General features: G+C 72.4%; 16 protein-coding genes. 10 read left to right on the top strand and 6 right to left on the bottom strand.

What is annotated here, in order from left to right; all coding sequences use genetic code 11:
- Nucleotide 1: 1 nt before the first annotated feature.
- The gene (locus AB0A74_RS00875; protein ID WP_358246805.1) at nucleotides 2–1,537 is read right to left on the bottom strand and encodes a peptide deformylase; all 1,536 of its coding nucleotides are present in this window, start codon (nucleotides 1,535–1,537) and stop codon (nucleotides 2–4) included.
- Between the two features lie 123 nt (nucleotides 1,538–1,660).
- On the opposite strand from AB0A74_RS00875, the gene AB0A74_RS00880 reads away from it, so the two are divergent.
- The 4 genes from AB0A74_RS00880 (at nucleotide 1,661) to AB0A74_RS00895 (ending at nucleotide 5,021) form a co-directional block, all read left to right on the top strand.
- Nucleotides 1,661–2,023 (top strand): hypothetical protein, encoded by a 363-nt coding sequence (locus AB0A74_RS00880; protein ID WP_358246806.1) that lies wholly within the window; start codon nucleotides 1,661–1,663, stop codon nucleotides 2,021–2,023.
- A complete protein-coding gene (gene tgmB, locus AB0A74_RS00885) occupies nucleotides 2,020–2,973 on the top strand; it encodes an ATP-grasp ribosomal peptide maturase (protein WP_358246807.1) in 954 nt (317 codons plus the stop codon). The genes AB0A74_RS00880 and tgmB overlap by 4 nt, the downstream gene beginning before the upstream one ends.
- Nucleotides 2,970–4,097, top strand: a complete 1,128-nt coding sequence (locus tag AB0A74_RS00890) for a methyltransferase domain-containing protein (RefSeq protein WP_358246808.1) — start codon at nucleotides 2,970–2,972, stop codon at nucleotides 4,095–4,097. Before tgmB ends, AB0A74_RS00890 begins: the two co-directional genes overlap by 4 nt.
- 96 nt (nucleotides 4,098–4,193) lie before the next feature.
- Nucleotides 4,194–5,021, top strand: a complete 828-nt coding sequence (locus AB0A74_RS00895) for an SAM-dependent methyltransferase (RefSeq protein WP_358246809.1) — start codon at nucleotides 4,194–4,196, stop codon at nucleotides 5,019–5,021.
- A gap of 79 nt (nucleotides 5,022–5,100) precedes the next feature.
- On the opposite strand, the gene AB0A74_RS00900 is transcribed toward AB0A74_RS00895, so the two are convergent.
- Nucleotides 5,101–5,310, bottom strand: a complete 210-nt coding sequence (locus AB0A74_RS00900) for a CsbD family protein (protein ID WP_358246810.1) — start codon at nucleotides 5,308–5,310, stop codon at nucleotides 5,101–5,103.
- A 244-nt stretch (nucleotides 5,311–5,554) separates the two neighbouring features.
- On the opposite strand from AB0A74_RS00900, the gene AB0A74_RS00905 reads away from it, so the two are divergent.
- From AB0A74_RS00905 to AB0A74_RS00920, 4 genes are all read left to right on the top strand, one after another.
- Nucleotides 5,555–6,751, top strand: coding sequence for an AI-2E family transporter (locus AB0A74_RS00905; RefSeq protein WP_358246811.1), 1,197 nt, complete (start codon nucleotides 5,555–5,557; stop codon nucleotides 6,749–6,751).
- 146 nt (nucleotides 6,752–6,897) lie between these two features.
- On the top strand, nucleotides 6,898–7,746 hold the full coding sequence (locus AB0A74_RS00910; RefSeq protein WP_358246813.1) for a hypothetical protein: 849 nt from the start codon (nucleotides 6,898–6,900) through the stop codon (nucleotides 7,744–7,746).
- 183 nt (nucleotides 7,747–7,929) lie between these two features.
- Nucleotides 7,930–8,151, top strand: coding sequence for a hypothetical protein (locus AB0A74_RS00915; protein WP_358246814.1), 222 nt, complete (start codon nucleotides 7,930–7,932; stop codon nucleotides 8,149–8,151).
- Nucleotides 8,152–8,495: 344 nt separating this feature from the next.
- Nucleotides 8,496–11,663, top strand: a complete 3,168-nt coding sequence (locus AB0A74_RS00920; RefSeq protein WP_358246815.1) for a BTAD domain-containing putative transcriptional regulator — start codon at nucleotides 8,496–8,498, stop codon at nucleotides 11,661–11,663.
- Nucleotides 11,664–11,696: 33 nt separating this feature from the next.
- On the opposite strand, the gene AB0A74_RS00925 is transcribed toward AB0A74_RS00920, so the two are convergent.
- The 4 genes from AB0A74_RS00925 to AB0A74_RS00940 all read right to left on the bottom strand — a co-directional run bounded on the left by AB0A74_RS00925 (nucleotide 11,697) and on the right by AB0A74_RS00940 (nucleotide 17,348).
- Nucleotides 11,697–13,079, bottom strand: coding sequence for an ATPase domain-containing protein (locus AB0A74_RS00925; RefSeq protein WP_358246816.1), 1,383 nt, complete (start codon nucleotides 13,077–13,079; stop codon nucleotides 11,697–11,699).
- Nucleotides 13,076–14,149 carry a hypothetical protein gene (locus tag AB0A74_RS00930; protein ID WP_358246817.1) on the bottom strand — a complete coding sequence of 358 codons (1,074 nt, stop codon included), beginning with the start codon at nucleotides 14,147–14,149 and terminating at the stop codon, nucleotides 13,076–13,078. The genes AB0A74_RS00925 and AB0A74_RS00930 overlap by 4 nt, the downstream gene beginning before the upstream one ends.
- 159 nt (nucleotides 14,150–14,308) lie before the next feature.
- Nucleotides 14,309–15,076, bottom strand: a complete 768-nt coding sequence (locus tag AB0A74_RS00935; protein ID WP_358246818.1) for a GAF and ANTAR domain-containing protein — start codon at nucleotides 15,074–15,076, stop codon at nucleotides 14,309–14,311.
- Nucleotides 15,077–15,764: 688 nt separating this feature from the next.
- Nucleotides 15,765–17,348, bottom strand: coding sequence for an alpha/beta hydrolase (locus AB0A74_RS00940; protein ID WP_358246819.1), 1,584 nt, complete (start codon nucleotides 17,346–17,348; stop codon nucleotides 15,765–15,767).
- Nucleotides 17,349–17,798: 450 nt separating this feature from the next.
- On the opposite strand from AB0A74_RS00940, the gene AB0A74_RS00945 reads away from it, so the two are divergent.
- Nucleotides 17,799–18,899 (top strand): SpoIIE family protein phosphatase, encoded by a 1,101-nt coding sequence (locus AB0A74_RS00945; protein WP_358246820.1) that lies wholly within the window; start codon nucleotides 17,799–17,801, stop codon nucleotides 18,897–18,899.
- On the top strand, nucleotides 18,800–19,021 hold the full coding sequence (locus AB0A74_RS00950) for a SpoIIE family protein phosphatase (RefSeq protein ID WP_358247014.1): 222 nt from the start codon (nucleotides 18,800–18,802) through the stop codon (nucleotides 19,019–19,021). Before AB0A74_RS00945 ends, AB0A74_RS00950 begins: the two co-directional genes overlap by 100 nt.
- Nucleotides 19,022–19,202 lie beyond the last annotated feature (181 nt).

The raw sequence follows: 19,202 nt of genomic DNA on the forward strand, positions 1-19,202 counted from the left end.
GTCAACAGTTTTCCCGACTTCCCGTGGCTCGGGTCGTCGGTTGGTAGTTCCAGCTGCGACCGGTGCCGGTGTAGTGCTCGACGGGGATGGGTTGGCGTCCGTCGGGGAGGTGGTCGCGGCGGAGGATGCCGTTGAGGTGGTCGATCTCGTGGGCGACGAGCCGCGCCATGCCGCGTTCGAAGACGGTGATCTTGCGGTTGCCGGTGGTGTCGGTGTGTTCGACGTGGATGCGCAGTGGGCGGGGGATCTGACAGCGGACGTCGAAGAAGCTGAGGCAGCCTTCGTACTGTTCGTCGACCTCCGCGCCGGCTTCGATGATCCTGGGGTTGAGCAGGGTGATGCCCTTGTCGGTGCCGGGCGGGTGGACGAGGGCGGCGGCGCGGTCGATGCCGATTTGGGGTGCGGCCACGCCCATTCCTTTGCCGAAGGTGTGGGCTTGGGCGATGCGTTGGGCGGCGGAGTGGAGTTCGGTGATGACGCGGCGGGCGTCCTCGGCTTCGGCGGGCAGCTGGAAGGGGCGGGCGACGCGGCGCAGCAGGGGGTCGCCGTCTTGGATCACGCCCAGGGCTGCCATGGTCCGGCTCGGGCGTGGTGGCAGCGGGTCGGCGGCTGCCGCAGTTCGGCCTCGGAAGTCCCACTCCAAGCGGTACCGGGCGTGCAGGGGCGGGTCGTCGCACGACCAGGCGAACAGGGTGCGGTCACCGGTGGTGGTGCGGGTGAGCGGCGTGCGGAAGGGCATGGCGTCGGCGGTCATCGACGTGTGCAGGCCCCACACGACCGGCTCCAACGCGGCGGGGAAGTCCAGGGTGACCGATAGGGTCGTGGTCGGCAGGCGGACGGCGCGTTGGAACCAGTTGCCCCAGTGCTCGTCGCGGACCTTGTACTCGTATTCGATCCACGTCGACTCGCCGGGGTAGAGCGGGAAGTGGCCGGAGTCGCCCGCGAAGTGCAGCCAGACCTCTTTGAAGGCGTCCCGGTCATGGTGGGCGCTCCAGGTCATCGGTTCGGCGCGGCCGTGGCCGTGCCAGGCGTGCAGGTCGATCTCGTCCCAGGTGAGGGGGTTGTCGGCGTAGAGGCGGTTGGAGCGTTCCGGGTCACCGGGGTGGCGGTCCACGGAGATCCGGATCAGGTAGCGGGTGATGGGGTCGGGGCCGCCGTTGACCAGGTGCCGGCGTTGGGTGAGGCGGTAGGTGTTGCCGTCGTAGCGCAGAGTCGCCTCGTCGTGGGCGACGACCAGGCTGCCCGACCCGGTGTGGTCGATCGGGTCCGTGATCAGTGATCGAGCCCGATCGGCACGGGCTGTCTTGAATTCGCGGAACGCCTCACGCAGTGCACCGCCGGCCCGTAGGGCGACTTCGGCGGCGAGTGCGAAGTCTTGGGACGGCCGCTCGTTACCCGATTCCACCTTGGACACGTAGGAGCGGTCGTAGCCCATCGCCTTGGCCAGGGTCGTGCGCGATAGCCCCCGCACGTCCCGCCAGCGCGCGAGTTCGGCGGCGAACGCGTTTACCGCGTCCGTCTCGTCCGACGCCACCACGACCCCCGCTCGTTGACCGTGAGTGGGTGTGAGTCCACCGTGAGTCACCTCTCAGCCTAGCGGCACGCCGGTGACGGCTGGTCTCCTCATGGCGTTGAGGTCTGCTGCAAGGGAGGTTCTCGGATGCCCGATCTCACCGTGCAACCCGCCGCGTTCGCGGACGACCCGGTCGCGTCGCACTCTGCTCGTTTCGGGTTGGCGCGCCCGCTCGGCACTCCGGCTGGTTCGGATGCGCCTTCACCTGCCGGGATCCGCCCGTGGAACCTGCGGTTCGCCCTGGTTGTGAGCGGACAACGCGCCCGGGTCGCAGGCTGGCGCTACGACCACCAGCTCCAGGTCGCGGTCGCTGACGAGGGGAAGCGGGTCGCCGACATCGTCGCTGCGGATCCGAGCGCGGAATCGGTCTCGCACCTGGACGGCGACGAGGGGGCATCGGAGGACTGGCGTTACGACTTCCACCCCGACCACACCGGAGACCCGGCGTGACCGTGCTGGTCCTCGCCGCAGACCTCGACCCGACCGCCGACCGGATGATCACCGAGTTGGCTGCCCGCGACGTCGAGGTGTACCGGGCCAACACCGCGTGGTTCCCCACGCGCCTGCGGGTCACCGGCCGCCTTTGGGGCGACCGCTGGTCCGGCGAGTTGACCACCCCACGCGGACGGTTGGACCTCGATGCGGTCCGGTCTGTGTGGTACCGGTCGCCAGAGGCGTACCGGATGCCGCCGGAGATGAATCCGAGCGAAGCTCACCACGCACGGGTGGAGGCCAAGTACGGGCTCGGCGGTGTGCTGGCCTCGTCGCCCGTTCTGTGGTGCAACCACCCGAGCAAGGTCGCCGACGCCGCCTACAAACCGATCCAACTCGCCCTCGCCCGGCGGTGCGGCCTGCTTGTCCCGGAGACGCTGATCACCAACGACAAGGCGGCGGTGCGGGAGTTCGCGGCGGCGGGGCCGACGGTGACCAAGCTGGTCGGCGGCATGGCGCTGGACGAGCAGGGTGTGCGCAAGAACGTCTACACCCGCCTGCTCACCGATGACGACCTGATCGACTTGCGCGGCGTCGAACACACCACGCACCTGTTTCAACGCTGGGTGGACAAGGACCGTGAAGCCCGTGTCATCGTCATCGGCGAGCACATCACCGCCGCCGCGATCACTGCCCACAGCCCGGCCGCCCGCACTGACTACCGCACCGACTACCGCGCCCTGTCCTTCGACCTCGTCGAAGCTCCGCCGGACGTCTTGACGGGCATCCGAGAGTTGATGAAGGAGTTCGGGCTGCTCTACGGGGCGTTGGACTTTGTCATCACACCATCAGGTGACTGGGTCCTGTTGGAGATCAACCCGACGGGCCAGTATGGGTTCATCGAGGGCGCCACCGGTGCCCCGTTGACAGCGCAGTTGGCCGACCTGCTCACCGGAGCCGCTCCATGACCACCACCCGGGCCGACTGGACCGACCTGGCCGCCGCACTGGCGGACCACCTCACCACCACCGGCGACCTGCACGACCCCGCCTGGGCCGCTGCCATCGCCGCCACCCCGCGCCACCTGCTGGTCCCCACCGCCTACCGCCAACAACCCGACGGCGCCTGGGCGGCCCTCGACACCGCCGGCGCCGACCTCGACCTGGCCTACTCGACCACCACCCTGGTCACCCGGCTCGACGACACCGGCCAACCGCTGTCCTCCAGCACCAAACCCGACCTCATGGTCAGGATGCTGGAGCTGCTCGACATCCACGATGGCCACCGCGTCCTGGAGATCGGTACCGGCACCGGTTACAACGCCGCCCTGCTGGCCCACCGCCTCGGCGACGACCACGTCCACTCCATCGACATCGATCCCACACTCGTCGACACTGCTCGCACAAGGCTCGCCGCGATCGGCCGCCGCCCCCGCCTGGCCGCCCGCGACGGAGTTCAAGGCTGGCTCGACCACGCCCCTTACGACCGCATCATCGCCACCTGCGCCGTCTCCCGTGTGCCCTGGACGTGGGCCGAACAGGTCACACCCGGTGCGCTGCTGCTCACCGACCTCAAGGTGGGCTCCGGTGCGGGCAACCTGGTGTTGTTGCGTCGTCACGTCGACCGGTTGGAAGGTCGGTTCACCGGCCGGTGGGCCGGGTTCATGCCGATGCGCCACGACACCACCGCCTCCACGCCCATCACGGCGGCGCGGGCAGGGCAGGAGCGTGAACACACCACGACGGCACCAGCCGAACCCTGGAACACCCACCGTGAACTGTGGCTGCTCGCCGCCCTGGCCCTGCCGCCAGACCTGCGCCGCGGTTACACCCTCGATCCCGCCACCCGCACCCCGAACGCCGCCACTCTCACCGCCACCGACGGTTCGTGGTGCCACATCGACCTCACCGGCAGTCCTCGACGAGTCCGTGAAGGCGGCCCCACTCCGTTGTGGGGTCATGTGGAAGCCGCGTGGAGGGCGTGGAACGACGCCGGACAACCCGGCTGGGAGCGCTTCGGCCTCACCGTCACCCACAACACCCACACGTTGTGGCTCGACCGCCCAGGCCTGGCCTTGTCCGCATTGCGGTGACGTGCCGAGCGCCCATCGGCGTCCTGAAGCCTCGACAGGTCAGCGACTCTGCGCCCCGCCTTCCCGGCCTGTAGTCGGCCGGGCACACTGCGCGGCATGACTTCGTCGCCCTTTCCGCCGCGCACCGACGTGGACCTGACCGTGCCCTCGGCCGCCCGCGCCTACGACTACTTCCTCGGCGGTGCCCACAACTTCGCCGTCGATCGGGACTTCGCCGACCAGGTGTTGCGCATCGCGCCGTCGGTGCCGGCGGTGACCCGGCTCAACCGGTCGTTCCTGAACCGGGTGGTGCGGTACTGCCTGGACGAGGGGATTCGCCAGTTCCTGGACCTGGGCTCGGGCATCCCGACCGTGGGCAACGTGCACGAGGTCGCCCAGCAGGTCGATCCGGCCAGCCGCGTGGTGTACGTGGACTACGAGCCGGTGGCCTACGCCCACGCGCGGCAGTTGTTGGCCGGCAACCCGTTCGCGACGATCATCCAGGCCGACATCCGCCGCCCCGAGGAGATCCTGGAGCACCCCGAGACCCGGCGGCTGATCGACTTCTCCCAGCCGGTCGCGCTGCTCATGGTCGGCGTGTTGCTGTTCATCTCCGACGACGAGCGGCCCGGCGAGCTGATCGCGACCTACCGGCGGCGACTGGCGCCGGGCAGCCTGCTGGCGGTGTCCCACATCGCCGACGAAAGGGCCGAGCCCGAGCTGCGCGCCGAGGTCGCCCGCCTGGTGGCGGCCTACGCCGCCGCCGACGAGCACGTCCACGTCCGCACGCACCGCCAGATCACCGACTGGTTCGACGAGGGACTGCGGTGGGTGGAGCCGGGCCTGGTGTGCCTGCCCGATTGGCGCCCCGACACCACCGCGGAGCAGGAGAACCCCGCCCGCGTCCTCGGCTACGGCGGCGTCGCGCGCGTGACGCACGCCTGAACCGCGCGAGTGGGCTGAGGCGTTCCAGCGTGGCGTGCGGCGGACGAGGGCCGCACGCCGTCCTCGCGTGCCGGTCGGGTCAGTCCTTCTTGAAGACCGACTTCACCTTGTCGGCCACGGTTCCCGCCGCGTCCTTGGCCTCCTCGACCGCGTCCTTGACCTTCGCCTTGGCCTGGTCCGCGAGCCCTTCGCCGCGCAGTTCGTCGTCACCGGTCACCTTGCCCGCGGTCTCCTTGACGTTGCCGCCGATCTCCTCGGCCTTGTTCTCCGCCTTGTCGCCGATCGACATCACAACGCCCCTGTCGTGTTCGCCCGTGGACGGCCTGCGATCCCATGAAACAGCGGCGGCGGGCGGCCGGCTCCGCGTACCGCGTCGGTTCACCTGGTCGGGGACCTCCTCGGTGCTGCGGTGGCGGAACTCGGCGAGTGCGTGCGGCCGGCTTCCCGCGAACCTGTCGCCGGACGGTGTGGATCGGCCCGGACGCGGGTAGGTGGTGCTTGCCCCGGCGCGGGGTTTCGACGAGGGAGACGCGATGGGCCCGTTGGACTCCTCACGCCGTGACGACGAGGGACCACCCCTGGCGGAAGAAGGGCACCACGAGCTGGTGGGCCGGCCCCACCGGGAGGACGAGGAAGGGCCGGTGGCCGAGGCCGAGGCGGTCGCGGCGGAGATCAGCACGCCGCAGCAGCCGCTGGGGCGGCCGGGAAAGCCGCTCAACCGGCGCTCGCCGTTCTTCGTCGGCATGCTCGGCGCCGCCGGGGTCGCGGCCACCTACCTGCTCGCGCAGATCATCGTCACCGCGCGGGACATGCTGGTGCTGATCGGGTTGGCGTGGTTCATCGCGGTCGGTCTGGAGCCCGCGGTGTCGTGGTTGGTCGGCCGTCGCCTGCCCCGCTGGGGCGCGGTCACCGCCGTGTTCGTGGGTGTGTTGGGTCTGGTCGGCGGGTTCTTCGCCGCCGCGATACCGGTGATCGTCGAGCAGGCCGGCGCGTTCGCCGACGACCTGCCCGGCCACCTGCGACGGCTGCGGGACGACGGTTCGACCCTGGGACAGCTCAACGACCGCTTCGGTGTCGAGGAGCAGGTGCGCCGCCTGCTCGACGGCCAGGCGGCGGTCGAGGGGGCGTTGGGCGCGGGCCAGGCGGTGCTCGGCGTGTTGGGCGACCTGCTCATCGTCGTCGTGCTGACCGTCTACTTCCTGGCCGATCTGCCCCGCATCCGCCAGGGTCTGTATCGGCTGGTGCCGCACTCGCGGCGGCCCCGGGCCATCCTGATCGGCGACGAGATCTTCGCCAAGGTCGGCGGCTACGTCCTGGGCAACCTGATCATCTCCCTGATCGCGGGCGGTTTGACGTTCGTGTGGCTGCTGGCGTGGGACGTGCCGTACGCGCTGCTGCTGGCCGTGACCGTCGCCCTGCTCGACCTCGTCCCCGTCGTCGGCGCCACGCTCAGCGCCGTGGTGGTGTCGCTGGTCGCCTTCACCGTGTCGCTGCCGGTCGGCTTGGCCACCGTCGGCTTCTTCGTCGGCTACCAGGTGCTGGAGGACTACGTGCTCGTGCCGCGGGTCATCGGCCGGGCGGTCAAGGTCCCGGCCCTGGTCACCGTGGTCGCGGTGCTGCTGGGTGGTGTGCTGCTCGGGGTGATCGGGGCACTGGTGGCCATCCCGGTCGCCGCCGCGGTGCTGCTGCTCCTGCGCGAGGTCACGTTCCCGCGCCTGGACAAGGCCTGAGTCACGCGGTCGGGCGGCACCATCGGCTGCTCCGATCGAGCGGTCGCCCGGCCGTGAGGGGTGTTGGTTCACTCGTGTGGGGTACTCGCCGTGACGACCGGCCCCGGTGATCGGGGCTCCGGTGACACGGAAGGAGCCATGCCGGAGTGTCAACCTCGACAACACTGGCCGCCGTCGACTTCGGTCAGGGCGTCTCCGACGCCTGGCGCGCGGTGATCACCTTCGTGCCGAAGCTCGTGGGCTTCCTGCTGATCCTGCTGATCGGCTTCTTCGTGGCGAAGTTCGCCGCCAAGGCCGTGGACAAGATCCTGGAACGGGTCGGGTTCGACCGCGTCGTGGAGCGCGGCGGGGTCAAGCGGGCGTTGGCCCGCTCGAACTACGACGCGTCGGACATCATCGCCAAGCTGGTGTACTACGCGATCCTGCTGATCACGTTGCAGATCGCGTTCGGCGTGTGGGGGCCCAACCCGGTCTCGACGCTGCTGACCGACATCGTGGCCTGGCTGCCCCGCGCCGTGGTCGCGATCGTGATCGTCGTGGTCGCCGCCGCGATCGCCAAGGCGGTCAAGGACATCGTCGGCAACGCTCTGAGCGGCCTGTCCTACGGTCGCGTGGTGGCCACCACCGCCTCGGTGTTCATCCTGGGCCTGGGCGTCATCGCCGCGCTCGACCAGATCGGTGTCGCCACCGCGGTCACCACCCCGGTGTTGATCACCATCCTGGCGACGATCGGCGGCATCGCCGTCGTGGGCGTCGGCGGCGGGCTGGTCCGGCCGATGCAGCGGCGGTGGGAGGGGTGGCTGACCACGGCCGAGCGGGAGTTGCCGCAGGCCAAGGCCCAGGCGCAGGCCTACCGGCGCGGCCGTGAGGACGCCACCCGCGCCATGACGCCGGCGGCCCGGGAGGCGATGGACGCGCCCACCCGGCAGATGCCCGCCGTCACCGGCGGCACGCCGACGCCACCGCCGGCCGGCGGCGCCACCCGCGGTCACTGACCGGCCGCGCGAGGGGGAGGTCGTCCGGTCGCCGCACCCGGACGGCTCGACCGGGCACGTTCGCCGAAGCCCCGGCCCTGCCGACGGGCGGTCGGGGCTTCGGCCCCTCTCCCACGCGGTGGCGGCCACTCGTCGCCGCCGCGCCCACCGGATTTGTCCACCGATTGAAGGAGGTTCGTGCTGATGGCTTTGACCGCCGACCTGGCCAAGGTGTTGGACAAGAAGTACGAGGACGGCTCGCTCACCGACATCCTCGACGCCCCCGTCAGCGCCCTGTCGGGCGTCAGCGAGGACGACGCCCAGAAGCTGAAGGACGCCCTGGGCATCAAGACCGTCCGCGATCTCGGGCGCAACAAGTACTTCCGCACCGCGGCGGCCCTGCTCGACCTGCACAACGCGAGCTGAGCCGACCGACGACGAAGGCCGCCGCCCCACCGGGTGGCGGCCTTCGCTGCGCGGGCACCCCGCCTCTGCGCCCACACGGTCTCGGCACCACTGCGGCGAGAATGGCGCCGGCCCGTTCCTGACGCCGGGTTGTCCTGCGGGTTCAGGGTGGACTCAGCGGTCGTTCAGCGAGGTGGCCGAGTATTCGGGTCTTCGGTGCGACCTGCACCGGGGGCAACACCGGGTGGTCGGGTGTCGTGCTGTGCGCGCGGGTGGTGGCCTGACTGGTCGGAAAACGGCGGTGTCGGGGGTGGGGCGCCGGCGTTACCGTGTCGGGGGAGGACGGCGGGTAGCCGGAGAGGCTGATGCGGTTTCGGGTATTGGGCCCGATGCAGGTGTGGGGCGGGGAGGGCTGGGAGGACGTGCGCGCCGCCCAGCAGCGGTCGGTGCTCGCGGTGTTGCTGGTCGAGGCGGGGCGCGTGGTGTCCACCGACCGGCTGGTCGACGTGCTGTGGGGCGACGAGCCGCCCAAGCGCGCGGTGAACACCGTCCAGGTCTACGTCAACCGCCTGCGCGGGCAGCTCGGCGAGGACGGTCGTGACGTGCTGGTCACCGGTGCGCGCGGGTACCGGCTGCCGACCGCCGACGGCGACCTGGACGCCCGGGTGTTCCTGGACCTGGCCGAGTCCGGCCGGCGGGAACTGGCGGAGGGCAGGCCGGAGTCGGCGTCCGGGACGCTCGCGGCGGCGTTGGCGCTGTGGCGCGGACCGGCGTTCGCCGACGTGCCGGGCGAGGCGGTCGAGGTCGAGGCGGCCCGGCTCGAACAGGCCCGGCTGACCGCGCTGGAGGCGCGGTTGGAGGCGGACCTGCGGCTGGGCCGGCACGTCGAGGTGGTGGACGAGGCCCAGGAGTGGGCCGCCCGGCACCCGCTGCGGGAACGGCTGCTCGAACACCTCATGCTGGCGCTGTACCGGTGCGGTCGGCGCGCGGAAGCCCTCGACGCCTACCGGCGTGGGCGCGCCCACCTGGTCGAGGAGCTGGGTCTGGAGCCGGGCCCCGGCCTGCGTGACCTGGAGCGGGCGGTGCTCGCCGACGACCCGGCGCTGACCCTCCCGGACGACGCGGTGCCCGTCCCGCCGGTCCGCCCGGCGCAACTGCCCGCCGACGTCGTGGGCTTCACCGGGCGGGCCGCCGAGCTGCGGGCGCTCGACGGGCTGGTCTCCGCGTCGCCCGCCGTCGTGGTGGTCACCGGCACCGCGGGGGTGGGCAAGACCGCGGTGGCGCTGCGGTGGGCGCACCGGGCGCGCGACCGGTTCCCCGACGGGCAGCTGTTCGCCGACCTGCGCGGCTACGCCCCGGGCCCGCCGACGACGCCGCTGACGGTGCTGACGCGGTTCCTGCACGCCTTGGGCGTGCACGCCGACGACGTTCCCGCGGACGTGGACGAGGCCGCGGCGCTCTACCGCAGCCTGCTGGCCGACCGGCGGGTGCTGGTCGTGCTGGACAACGCCCGGGACCCGGCGCAGGCGCTCCCGCTGCTGCCCGGCGCCGGCGGCAGCGCCGTGCTCGTCACCAGCCGAACACCCCTGTCCGGTCTGGTCGCGGGTGTCGGCGCGCGGGCGTTGGCGCTGGACGTGCTGGCCGAAGCCGAGGCGGAGGACCTCCTGCGCCGCCTGCTCGGCCCGGCCCGCACCGGGCCGGTCGCCGACCTGGCCCGCCTGTGCGCCCGGCTGCCGTTGGCGTTGCGGATCGCCGCCGCCTACCTGCACGCCCGGCCCGCGTTGCCCGTCGAGCGCTACGTGGAGCAGTTGCGCGGCGAGGACCGGCTGGCCGCCCTGCGCGCGCCGGACGAGAAGCGCTCGGCCGTGCGGGCGGCGTTCGACCTGTCCTACCAGCGGCTGGGCGGCGGTGCGCGCAGGGTGTTCCGGTTGCTGGGGGCCGCGCCCGCGGTCGACTTCACGGTCGGGTCGGCGGCGGCGCTGGCCGGTGTCCCCGAGCCCGAGGCGGACCGGTTGCTGGCCGAGCTGACCGCGGCGCACCTGCTCGACGAGCACCGGCCCGGCCGGTTCCGCAGCCACGACCTGCTGCGCCTGTACGCGCGCCGCCGCGCCGCCCGGGAGGACGACACCGCCGTCGCGACCGACCGCCTGCACGCCTGGTACCTGGCCACGACCGACGACGCGGCGGCCGTGCTCTACCCGCAGATGCGGCGGCAGACCCGGGGTGCGGTCGCGGCGTCGTCGTTCGCCGGGCCCGCCGGGGCCGCCGCGTGGCTGGACGCCGAACGACCCAACCTGCTCGCCGCCGTCACCCACTCCGCACGGCACCGCCCCGTCGCCGCGGCCGGTCTGCTGGCCGACGCGTTGCGCGGCTACTTCTGGTTGCGGATGAACACCGTCGACTGGCTGGCGGTGGCCGAGGCCGGCCTGACCATCGCCCGCGCCACCGGTGACGGGCGCGCGACGATCGCGGCGCTGCTCAGCCTCGCCGACGTGCACTACCGCCAGGGCCAGACCGACGACGCCGAACGGCACTCCGCCGACGCGCTCGCCCTGGCCGCGCGCATCGGCTATTGGGAGGGCCAGGCCGACGCCCGCGGCAACCTGGGCAACCTCGCCCTGGAGGCCGGCCGCCTGGCCGACGCCGCCAAGCACCACCGCGCCGCGCTGGCCCTCAACCGGTGGGTCGAGCGGGTGCCCAAGCAGGCCAACAACCTGGGCAACCTCGGCATCGTGCACTGGCACCGCGGCGAGCTGCGCGTCGCCCTGGGCCGCTTCGAGGAGGCGTTGGCGCTCAACCGGCGGCTGCGCTCGGCCCACGGCCGGGCCGTCACCCTGACCAACCTGGGCGGCGTGGCGCACGACCTGGGCGACCTGGACCGGGCGGCCGAGCACCTGCGGGCCGCGTTGGACCTGCAGCGGGAGGTCGGCGACCGCGGCGCGGAGGCCGAGGCGCGGGCCGAACTCGCCGCGGTGCGCGCCGACGCGGGCCACTACGACGAGGCGTTCGAGCAGGCGCACACGGCGCGGAGCCTGGCCCGCGCGACCCGGGACCGCCACCGCGAGACCGAGGCCCTGATCGCGTTGGGCGCGGCCCACCACCTGCTGGGTCACCACGCCGACGCCGTCGCCTGCTACGGCCAGGCGCGTGACCTGGCCCGTGAGATCACCTACCGGTTCGGGGAGACCAAGGCCCTGATCGGGGTGGCCGCCGCGCGCCGCGACCCGGACGCGGCGTGCGCCGCCGTCGACTTGGCGGCCCGTCACGGTTACCTCCTGCTGGAGGGCCAAGCGCTGCTCGCCTGGGCGGCCACGGCGCCCGACCGCGACCGGTCGGCGGCCGACGCGGCCCGCGCCCGCGTCCGCTTCGCCGACACCGGCCACCGCCTGGGGGAGGCCCGCGCGCGCCTGGTGCTGGCCCGCCTGCACAGCCGCGCCGGCCGCCACCACCAGTCCCGCGCGGACCGCCAGGGGGCGCTCAGCCTGTTCCGGGGCATCGGCGCGCCGTGGAGCGACCACGCGAACGCCTTGTAGGGCAGGAGGGAACCGGACACGCGCAGGGCTCGGTCAGGACCCGGTTGCCGGGTCGTCGATCACGATGCCCTTCGGGGTGATCACGAACTTCCGGGAGTCGGGTTGGTTCCTGTTCGCCCGGGACTTGAGCACGGTCATCGCCCGGTCCATCCTCGTCCCGTCGCGGACGTAGTGCAGCAGGACCAGGTTGTCCGACAGGTGGGCGATGCCCAGTTGCGGCAGTCGGTGACGGCTGTAGAGGTCGGGCACGTCGAGGGTGAGCATGGTGCTGATCCCCGCCTGCGCGCAGCGGCTGAGCAGGGAGCGGATGAACTCGCTGAACCGTTGCTGGTCGTCGCACGCCGTGGCCAGGGCGGTGAGGCTGTCGATGACCAGCCGCCGGCAGCCGGTGTTCTTCAGGGAGTCCACCAGTTCGTAGAACCACTGGTCGATGTAGATGTCGTTGGGGGATTCGCAGCGCAGGACGATGTTGTCGTCCTGCGGGTCCCAGCCCAGGCTGCGCACGGCACGGCCGAGTTGGACCCGGTTCTCCTCCAGCGTGGTGAAGGTGCACTTCTCGCCCAACTCCGCGCCCCGGTACACGAAGTGCAGTCCCAGCACGGTTTTGCCCGATCCGGGAGGGCCCGCGACCATCGTGCTGGAACCGGGCCAGTAGCCGTCGTTGAGCATCGTGTCCAGCGCGGGGATGCCCGAGCTGACCCGGGCGGTGTCGCCCTGCCACTCGGTCATCCCGCCGACGTCGCTGAGCCGGGGGAAGACGTCGAGCCCGCGTTCGGTGATGCGGTAGGCGTGCCAGCCCGACAGGCTCCCGCTTCCCCGGTGCTTGAGCACCTGGAGGGCGCGGTTGGTGCGTTGGCCGGTGGTGTGGGTGGACAGGACGACGGTGCTGTCGGCGATCGCGTACTCCGGTGAGGCGGTCAGTTCGGTCAGGTCGTGCTCGGCGAGCCACAGCGAGCAGGTGGACAGGGCGCTGAGCCGGCCGGCGAGCTCGTAGAGGAAGCGGGTGTACTCGGTGGCGTTGCGCGCGGCGAACCGCAGAGCCTTGATGCTGTCGATGACCAGCACCGCGCCCGGGGTGTGGGTGAGGATGTCGGTGATGCGCTCCAGTCCCTTGCGCAGGCCGCCGGTGACGACCAGGTCGCCGATGTCCTCGAACACCACTTCGGTGCCGATCCGGTCCGGGTCGCAGAAGGTCAGCCCCTGCACGAACTGGGTGATCTTGGCCAGCGGCTCGGTGAGGGTGCTCAGGTAGACCACGGGCGCGTCGGGGTGGCCGTTGGCGAACGCGGCCTGTTGGGCGAGGACGGTCTTGCCGGTGCCGGGCACTCCCGCCAGGAGCGTGATCGACGGGGTGACCAGGCCGCCGCCCAGGACAGCGTCGAGCCCGGGGGAGCCGGTGGACATGCGCGGGGTCATGCCGGCACCCGCTCGCGTGCGACCGGGTAGAGGTCGCGGACGGCGGCCACGACGTGCGCGGGCGGGATCGGTCTGCGCAGCAGGGCGGCGGCTCCGGGCGGGGCCTGCCCGGAGCGTGCGGCGGACAGCGCGACCACCAGCGTGCCGTTCTCGGCCAGGTCGCGGCCGAAGGCGGCCGCGCCGGGCAGGAGTTGGTCGACGATCGCCACGGGCGGTGGGTTGGCCCGCTGTCCCCGGGCCGCGTCCACGGTCGTGGTCGTGCTGGGGTCGTAGCCTTCCGCGCGCAACAGCCCCGCCAGGCAGCGGCCGGTGAACGGGTCGGCTTCGACCAGCAGCACGCGGGTGTCGCGGCCCGGTCCGGTGAAGGCGTCGCGGGTCTCGGGGGTCCAGTCCAGCGCCTGCCGTGCGCTGTGCGCGAGCGGCCGGCCGCTGTCCTCGGCGTGCCCGCGCAGCGCGGCGAGCGCGGCGCGGGTGTCCTCGCCGCGCCGGGCGGCCAGCGCGCCGGTGGCCTGCCAGACGACGATCTGGTCCTGGAACACGCGGTGGCGCGTGAGGTGCGGGGCGGTGTCGGGCAGGGCGTCGGCGGCGGCGTCGGCGAGCACCCCCGCCGCGGCGATGGTGGCCCAGCCGTGCGTGGTGTCGAGGTCGTCGGCGGTCGGCTCGGGCTCGCGCCGGCACAGCAGCACCAGGGTGCCGGCGAGGACGTCGAAGGCGCGCAGCGGAACGGTGTAGGCGGTCCTGATGCCGTGGGTGTCGGCGAACCGGGCCAGCCGGGGCCACCGGTCGGCCCGCGTGGACAGGTGGCGGAAGGCCGTCGCCGACCCGGTGACGTCCTGCTCCGCCGGGGCCAGGAGGTCGCGGCCGGCCTGGACGGCCTGGAACGCGTCGAACAGCTGCGGGTCGGTCGCGGCGACCACGTCGGCGCCGGCCGACACCATCACGCCGGCGGCGTTCACGCCCCCGAGCCCGGCGACCGCGTCGGTGAGCAGGTAGGCGGCGTCGAGCGCGTGCCCCCGGGTCGCGATGGTCAGGGCCAGTCGAGTGGTCGTCGGATCCGGTCGCGACACCATGGCCGGTACCTCCTGTGCCTGCTGTCGATTCGTCGCGGCTCCGTCTTCGTGCGCTGACCGACGCTAGGTTCGGGCGGACGGCGTCGGCTAGGGCCGTACGGTTGGGAGCGCGGCTTTGCGGCCGTCCCGGTGACGGGGCCGGCACCGCGTGGGTTCCGTTCACCTCCACCCCGTTCCGGGGTCGGGGCCGGTGCCCGGCTCCGGGGTGAAGCGCACGCGACCGGCCACCACGTCCGCCGCGAGGTCGGCGAGCCGCCGGTCCGTGCAGAAGGCGCTCGCCCGCAACCGCACGAAGGCGGTCGTCAGGTCCACGTCCAGTTGTGCCGACACGATTCCGGTGGCCTGTTGGACGGTCGCCCACCGGGCTTCCACGGCGTCGGCGAACGGGTCCGCGCCGGGGACGGTCGACACGCCGCTCAACAGCACGACCACCAGGGCGTCGGTCAGGAGCAGCCCGTCGGCCAGGCGCGCGAGGTCCACCTCGACCGGCTCGGCGTGGTAGACCTCCAGGCACCCGAGGACGATCGCGCCCAGGGAGACCGGGAACGCCCAGATCGCGTGCACCCCGTGCGAGAGGGCGATCGGGGCGAACACCGGCCACCGGGCCAGGCTCTCCGCGGTGGCCAGGTCCGCGACCAGCGCGGGGCTCTCGTCCAGCACGGCCTCGGCCGCCGGTCCCTCGCCCGTGGTGACCTCGGCCTCGCTGAGCAGGTCCGCGACCGGGTCGGTGACGGCCACGGGCACGCCGCCGTCACCATCGGCGGCGGTCTCGTAGAACACCGCGCCGTAGGCGTTCAACGTGGCGGCGGCAACCGTGCAGACGTGCCGCACCGAGACCGTCGTGCCGGCCCGCACGGCGACCTGCCGGATCCGGCCCCACAACCACGCCCTGCGCTCGTCCGCCGAGCGTGGCTCGTACTCGGTCATGACCGCTCCGCCGCATGCGGACGTGAGCGGCCGGACACCGCGCCGGGAAGGACATCCCCGATCATGGATCTCTCCACCGATCGACTCGAACCGCCAAGTGACCGGCTTACCACGAACGACGACCGCCGGATAACGGGCACGCCATCGGTCGCGGGCCACTCGGGTGGTGCGGCCGGGGCACATCACCCGAAATGCCGCCGATTCCGGCCGACGTGGACGCGGTCCCGCTCCGACCGGTGCGCGCGCCTCGCAACGCACCTCGACGTGCGGTCCGGCCCCCGTTCCATGTCGGGGGGAACTCCCGGAGATGCGCATCGGCCGCGTGACCGATCCGCGTCGGCGGGCGCCCGTGCTTGTCTTCCCCCCAACCGAGAAAGGGGAGCACGATGTCACTGAGCCGTTGGCGGTTCGATTTCGGCCCGCACGCCACCCTCCCTGCGCTGCCGCAAGACCCGGTCGCGCCGGCCGGCGAGGTGGCGACCCCTTGGGCGTCGTCGCCGGCCCGGGACCGTGCGGGGTGGGGCCGGTGGTCGCGTGGGTGCCTGCGGTGCTGCGGGCCGGCCTCGTGCCGGGAGGCGTCGCCCGCCTTCGCCTGGACGGGAACGGGTTCCTGAGCGATGGGGGCCGTGCCGGGCCGTTCGCGGGGAGGGCGACGGGGTCGGCGGTTCCCCGCGAGCGGCGGCGATGTCTAGGCGCAACGTTGTCCGTCGGCCGGGACTTCCAGGGTGATCAGGTAGCGGATGACGATCGGGTCGAGGCACTCGTTGCCCTTGAGGGACACGGCGTGCGCGTTGGCTTCGAACGTCACCAGGCGCGCGTGCAGGGCCGCAGCGAGGTTCACTCCCCACTCGTACGGGGTGGCCGGGTCTCCGGTGGCCGAGATGACCAATGTCATGGGGAATCCCGGTGCCGCCGCGACCGGTCGGGGTGTCGATGGTGGCACGGGCCAGAACGCGCAGGCGTCGAGGATCCCGGCGGCCGGGTAGCCGCTGTCGATGAACGGCACCGCGGCTTGCAACCTGCGGGCGGCATCGTCCAATCGGGTCCGATCGGTGATGGGCGGGCTGTCCGCACAACGGATCGCTTGGCCGGCATCGTTGAGCGTCTGGTAGTTGCCTTCGGGGGAACGTCCGAGATAGGCGTCGGCCAGTTCCAGCATGCCTTTGCCGTCCTGGTTGCGCAGGCCGGTCAAAGCCCTGGACAGGTGCTCCCAGATGTACTCCCCGTACATGGCCTGGATCGTGCCGATCGTGGCGTCGCCGTAGGACAGTTTGCGGTCGCCGGCCTGCATCGGGTTCCCGATCAGCGGCCGGACGAGCTGCTGGTAGGTGGTGGTCGCTTGCGCGGGGTCCGGGCCCAGTGGGCACTCGGGTTGTTGGGAGCACCAGGTCGCGTACGCGGTGAATGCCTTCTGGAAGGCGGTGTACTGCGAGATGATCATTTCCGACCCGCTCACCGTCGGGTCCACCGCCCCGTCGAGCACGAGGGCGCGCACCTTGTCCGGGAACGTAGCGGCGTACTGCGCTCCGATCTGCGTGCCGTACGAGTACCCCAGGAAGGTGAGTTTCTGGTCGCCCAGCACCGACCGCATGACGTCGAGGTCGCGGACGACCTCGCGGGTACCGATGTGCGCGAGCACGTCGCGACCGGTGTTGGCGGCGCACTTGTCGACGTACGCCTTGATCTCCGCCTCCGTCTGCGCCACCCCGGCGGGTGAGGTGTCCACGTCGTCGTCCAGCCGGTCGGCGTCGCGTTCGGCGTCGGTCAGGCACCGCACCGGCGGCTCGGACCTGCCGACGCCACGGGGGTCGAACCCGACCAGGTCGAACCGCGCTCCCAGGTCTGACTCGCCCATGGACGCGGCGAGCTGGGCTGCAAGGTCCCTGCCGGAGCCGCCCGGGCCGCCCGGGTTGACGATCAGTGATCCGATGCGGTCACCGGTCGCCTTCCGCCGTACCAACGCGATCCGCATCGTCCGTTCGTCGGGTTTCTCGTAGTCCAAGGGCACATCCATGTTCGCGCACTCCACGTTCAGGACGCCGCCCGCGCTGATCGTCTCTTCCGGTGCGGTGCCGGCGCTGTTGTCCGGTTCGGGTGACTGCGCCTCCGGACAACTGCTCCAGGTCAACCGCTGGTTGTAGAACCGGGCGAGGCCGGCGGACGGGGTGCCGGTCGTGCTCGGTGCGGGTCGTGTGCCCGCCTGTCGATCGCGCTTGGAGACCACGATCAGCACCCCTGCCGCGATGACGACGACGGCGATGAGCAGCGCCACCCACAGGACCCGCTTGCGTCGGGCGGGGCGTTGTCGCGATCGAGTGCTCCGCACAGCTCCGGACCCGTCGCGCACGGCGTCAGCATCGTCAGCATCGTCAGGCGGAAGCTTCTCCATCTCGGCACCTCCACTACCCGGGGTTTCCCTGGAGACAGTCGCGGGGCCGATGAGATGACGCGGCGGCTCGCGGTTCTCGCGCGCACCGGTTGGCGGCTGCGGGGGAGGGCCGGTCTCGTCCCGGCGGCCCGTGGGGGCGGCGAGCCTGAGCCCCGGTCGGGAGGCGGCGTCCACTGTGGATCACTTCTCGGGTTCGGCCTTTCGTGCGGCCAGGTGGTTGAAGCGCGGCGTATCGTCGTGGGGTGGACCGTCCGCCCGGTGCCGGCTGCTGGGCGACGGCTCGCTCGCGGCGTGGGTGGCTCGGGGTGCTCGGATCCGGGACGGAGTCGGCGTATGGGCGGGGAACGGGTGTCGGAGGTGCGGTTGCGCGTGCTGGAGGCGGTCACCGACAGCGCCCTGCGCGAGCTGGACCTGGACAAGCTGTTCGAGGTGTTGCTGGGGCAGGTGCGTGAGCTGCTGTCGGTGGACACCGTGACCGTGCTGTTGACCGATCCCGGCGGCGAGCAGTTGGTGGCCCGGGCGACGCGCGGGCTGGAGGAGGAGGTCCTCCAGGGGGTGCGGGTACCCGTGGGTTCCGGGTTCGCGGGGCGGGTGGCGGAGCTGCGGGAGCCGGTGCGGGTGTCGCATGTGGACGAGTCCACGGTGGTCAACCCGCTGCTGTGGCGGCGGGGCCTGCGGGCGATGCTGGGCGTGCCGATGGTGGCCGGCGGAGATCTCGTCGGGGTGGTGCACGTCGGGTCGCTGGTCGAGCGGCGGTTCACCGACGAGGAGGTGGACCTGCTGCGGCTGGTCGCCGACCGGCTCGCGGCCGGGGCCCACGCGCACCGGTCGCGGGCCGAGCGGGACGCGGCGGCGGCGCTGCAGGACAGCCTGCTGCCGGGCCGGCTGCCCCGGACGCCGGGGTGGGGGCTGGCCGCGCGGTACGTGCCGGGCGCGGGCGGCTCCGTCGGGGGCGACTGGTACGACGTGTTCGAGCTGCCCGGCGGGCGGCTGGGCCTGGTGGTCGGTGACGTGGCCGGTCACGGGCTGGCGGCGGCGGTGGTGATGGGACGCCTGCGCAGCGCGTTGCGCGCCTACGCGCTGGAGTTCGAGGACCCGGCCGAGGTGCTCGCCAAGCTGGACCGCAAGGCCGGCCACTTCGAGCACAACGCGATGGCCACGGTCGCCTACGCCGTGATCGACCCTTCGACCGGCGGCATGACCCTCTCCCTCGCCGGTCACCCGCCGCCGGTCGTGGCGGTGCCCGGGAGGGACGCCGTGCTGGTCCGGGACTCGTCGATCCGCCGATCGGCTTCGACCTGGCCACCACGGGTCGCCGCACCACCACGGTCGATCTGCCGGAGGGGGCGCTGGCGGTGTTCTACACCGACGGCCTGGTCGAGCGCCGTGACCAGGTCCTGGGCCGGCGCTTGGAACTGCTTCGCCGCACCGTGACCGCGATGCCGGCCGAGGCCGCGTGCGGCCGGATCATGGCCGAGTTCGTCGGTGACCAGGTCATCGCCGACGACATCGCCCTGCTGGCCGTCCACCACCAGGGCGTCCGCGGACGTGCCTGACGATTTTCTCGCGCCGGTCGCCTGTCGCTCGAAACGGTGACGTGGGGCGTTCGGGTGGCCGGTGTCGGCACGCGGTGCGACTCTACCGGCGGATCGGGTGCTCGCCGCGATGTCGAGGTGGCGTACACCCGACCGGACGACCGGCCGCTCCCACTGGCTCGGGAACGCGCGGTCGTCGCCC

The sequence above is a fragment of the Saccharothrix sp. NPDC042600 genome (assembly GCF_040647305.1).
In the GTDB taxonomy this organism is placed as follows: Bacteria; Actinomycetota; Actinomycetes; order Mycobacteriales; family Pseudonocardiaceae; genus Actinosynnema; species Actinosynnema mutabilis.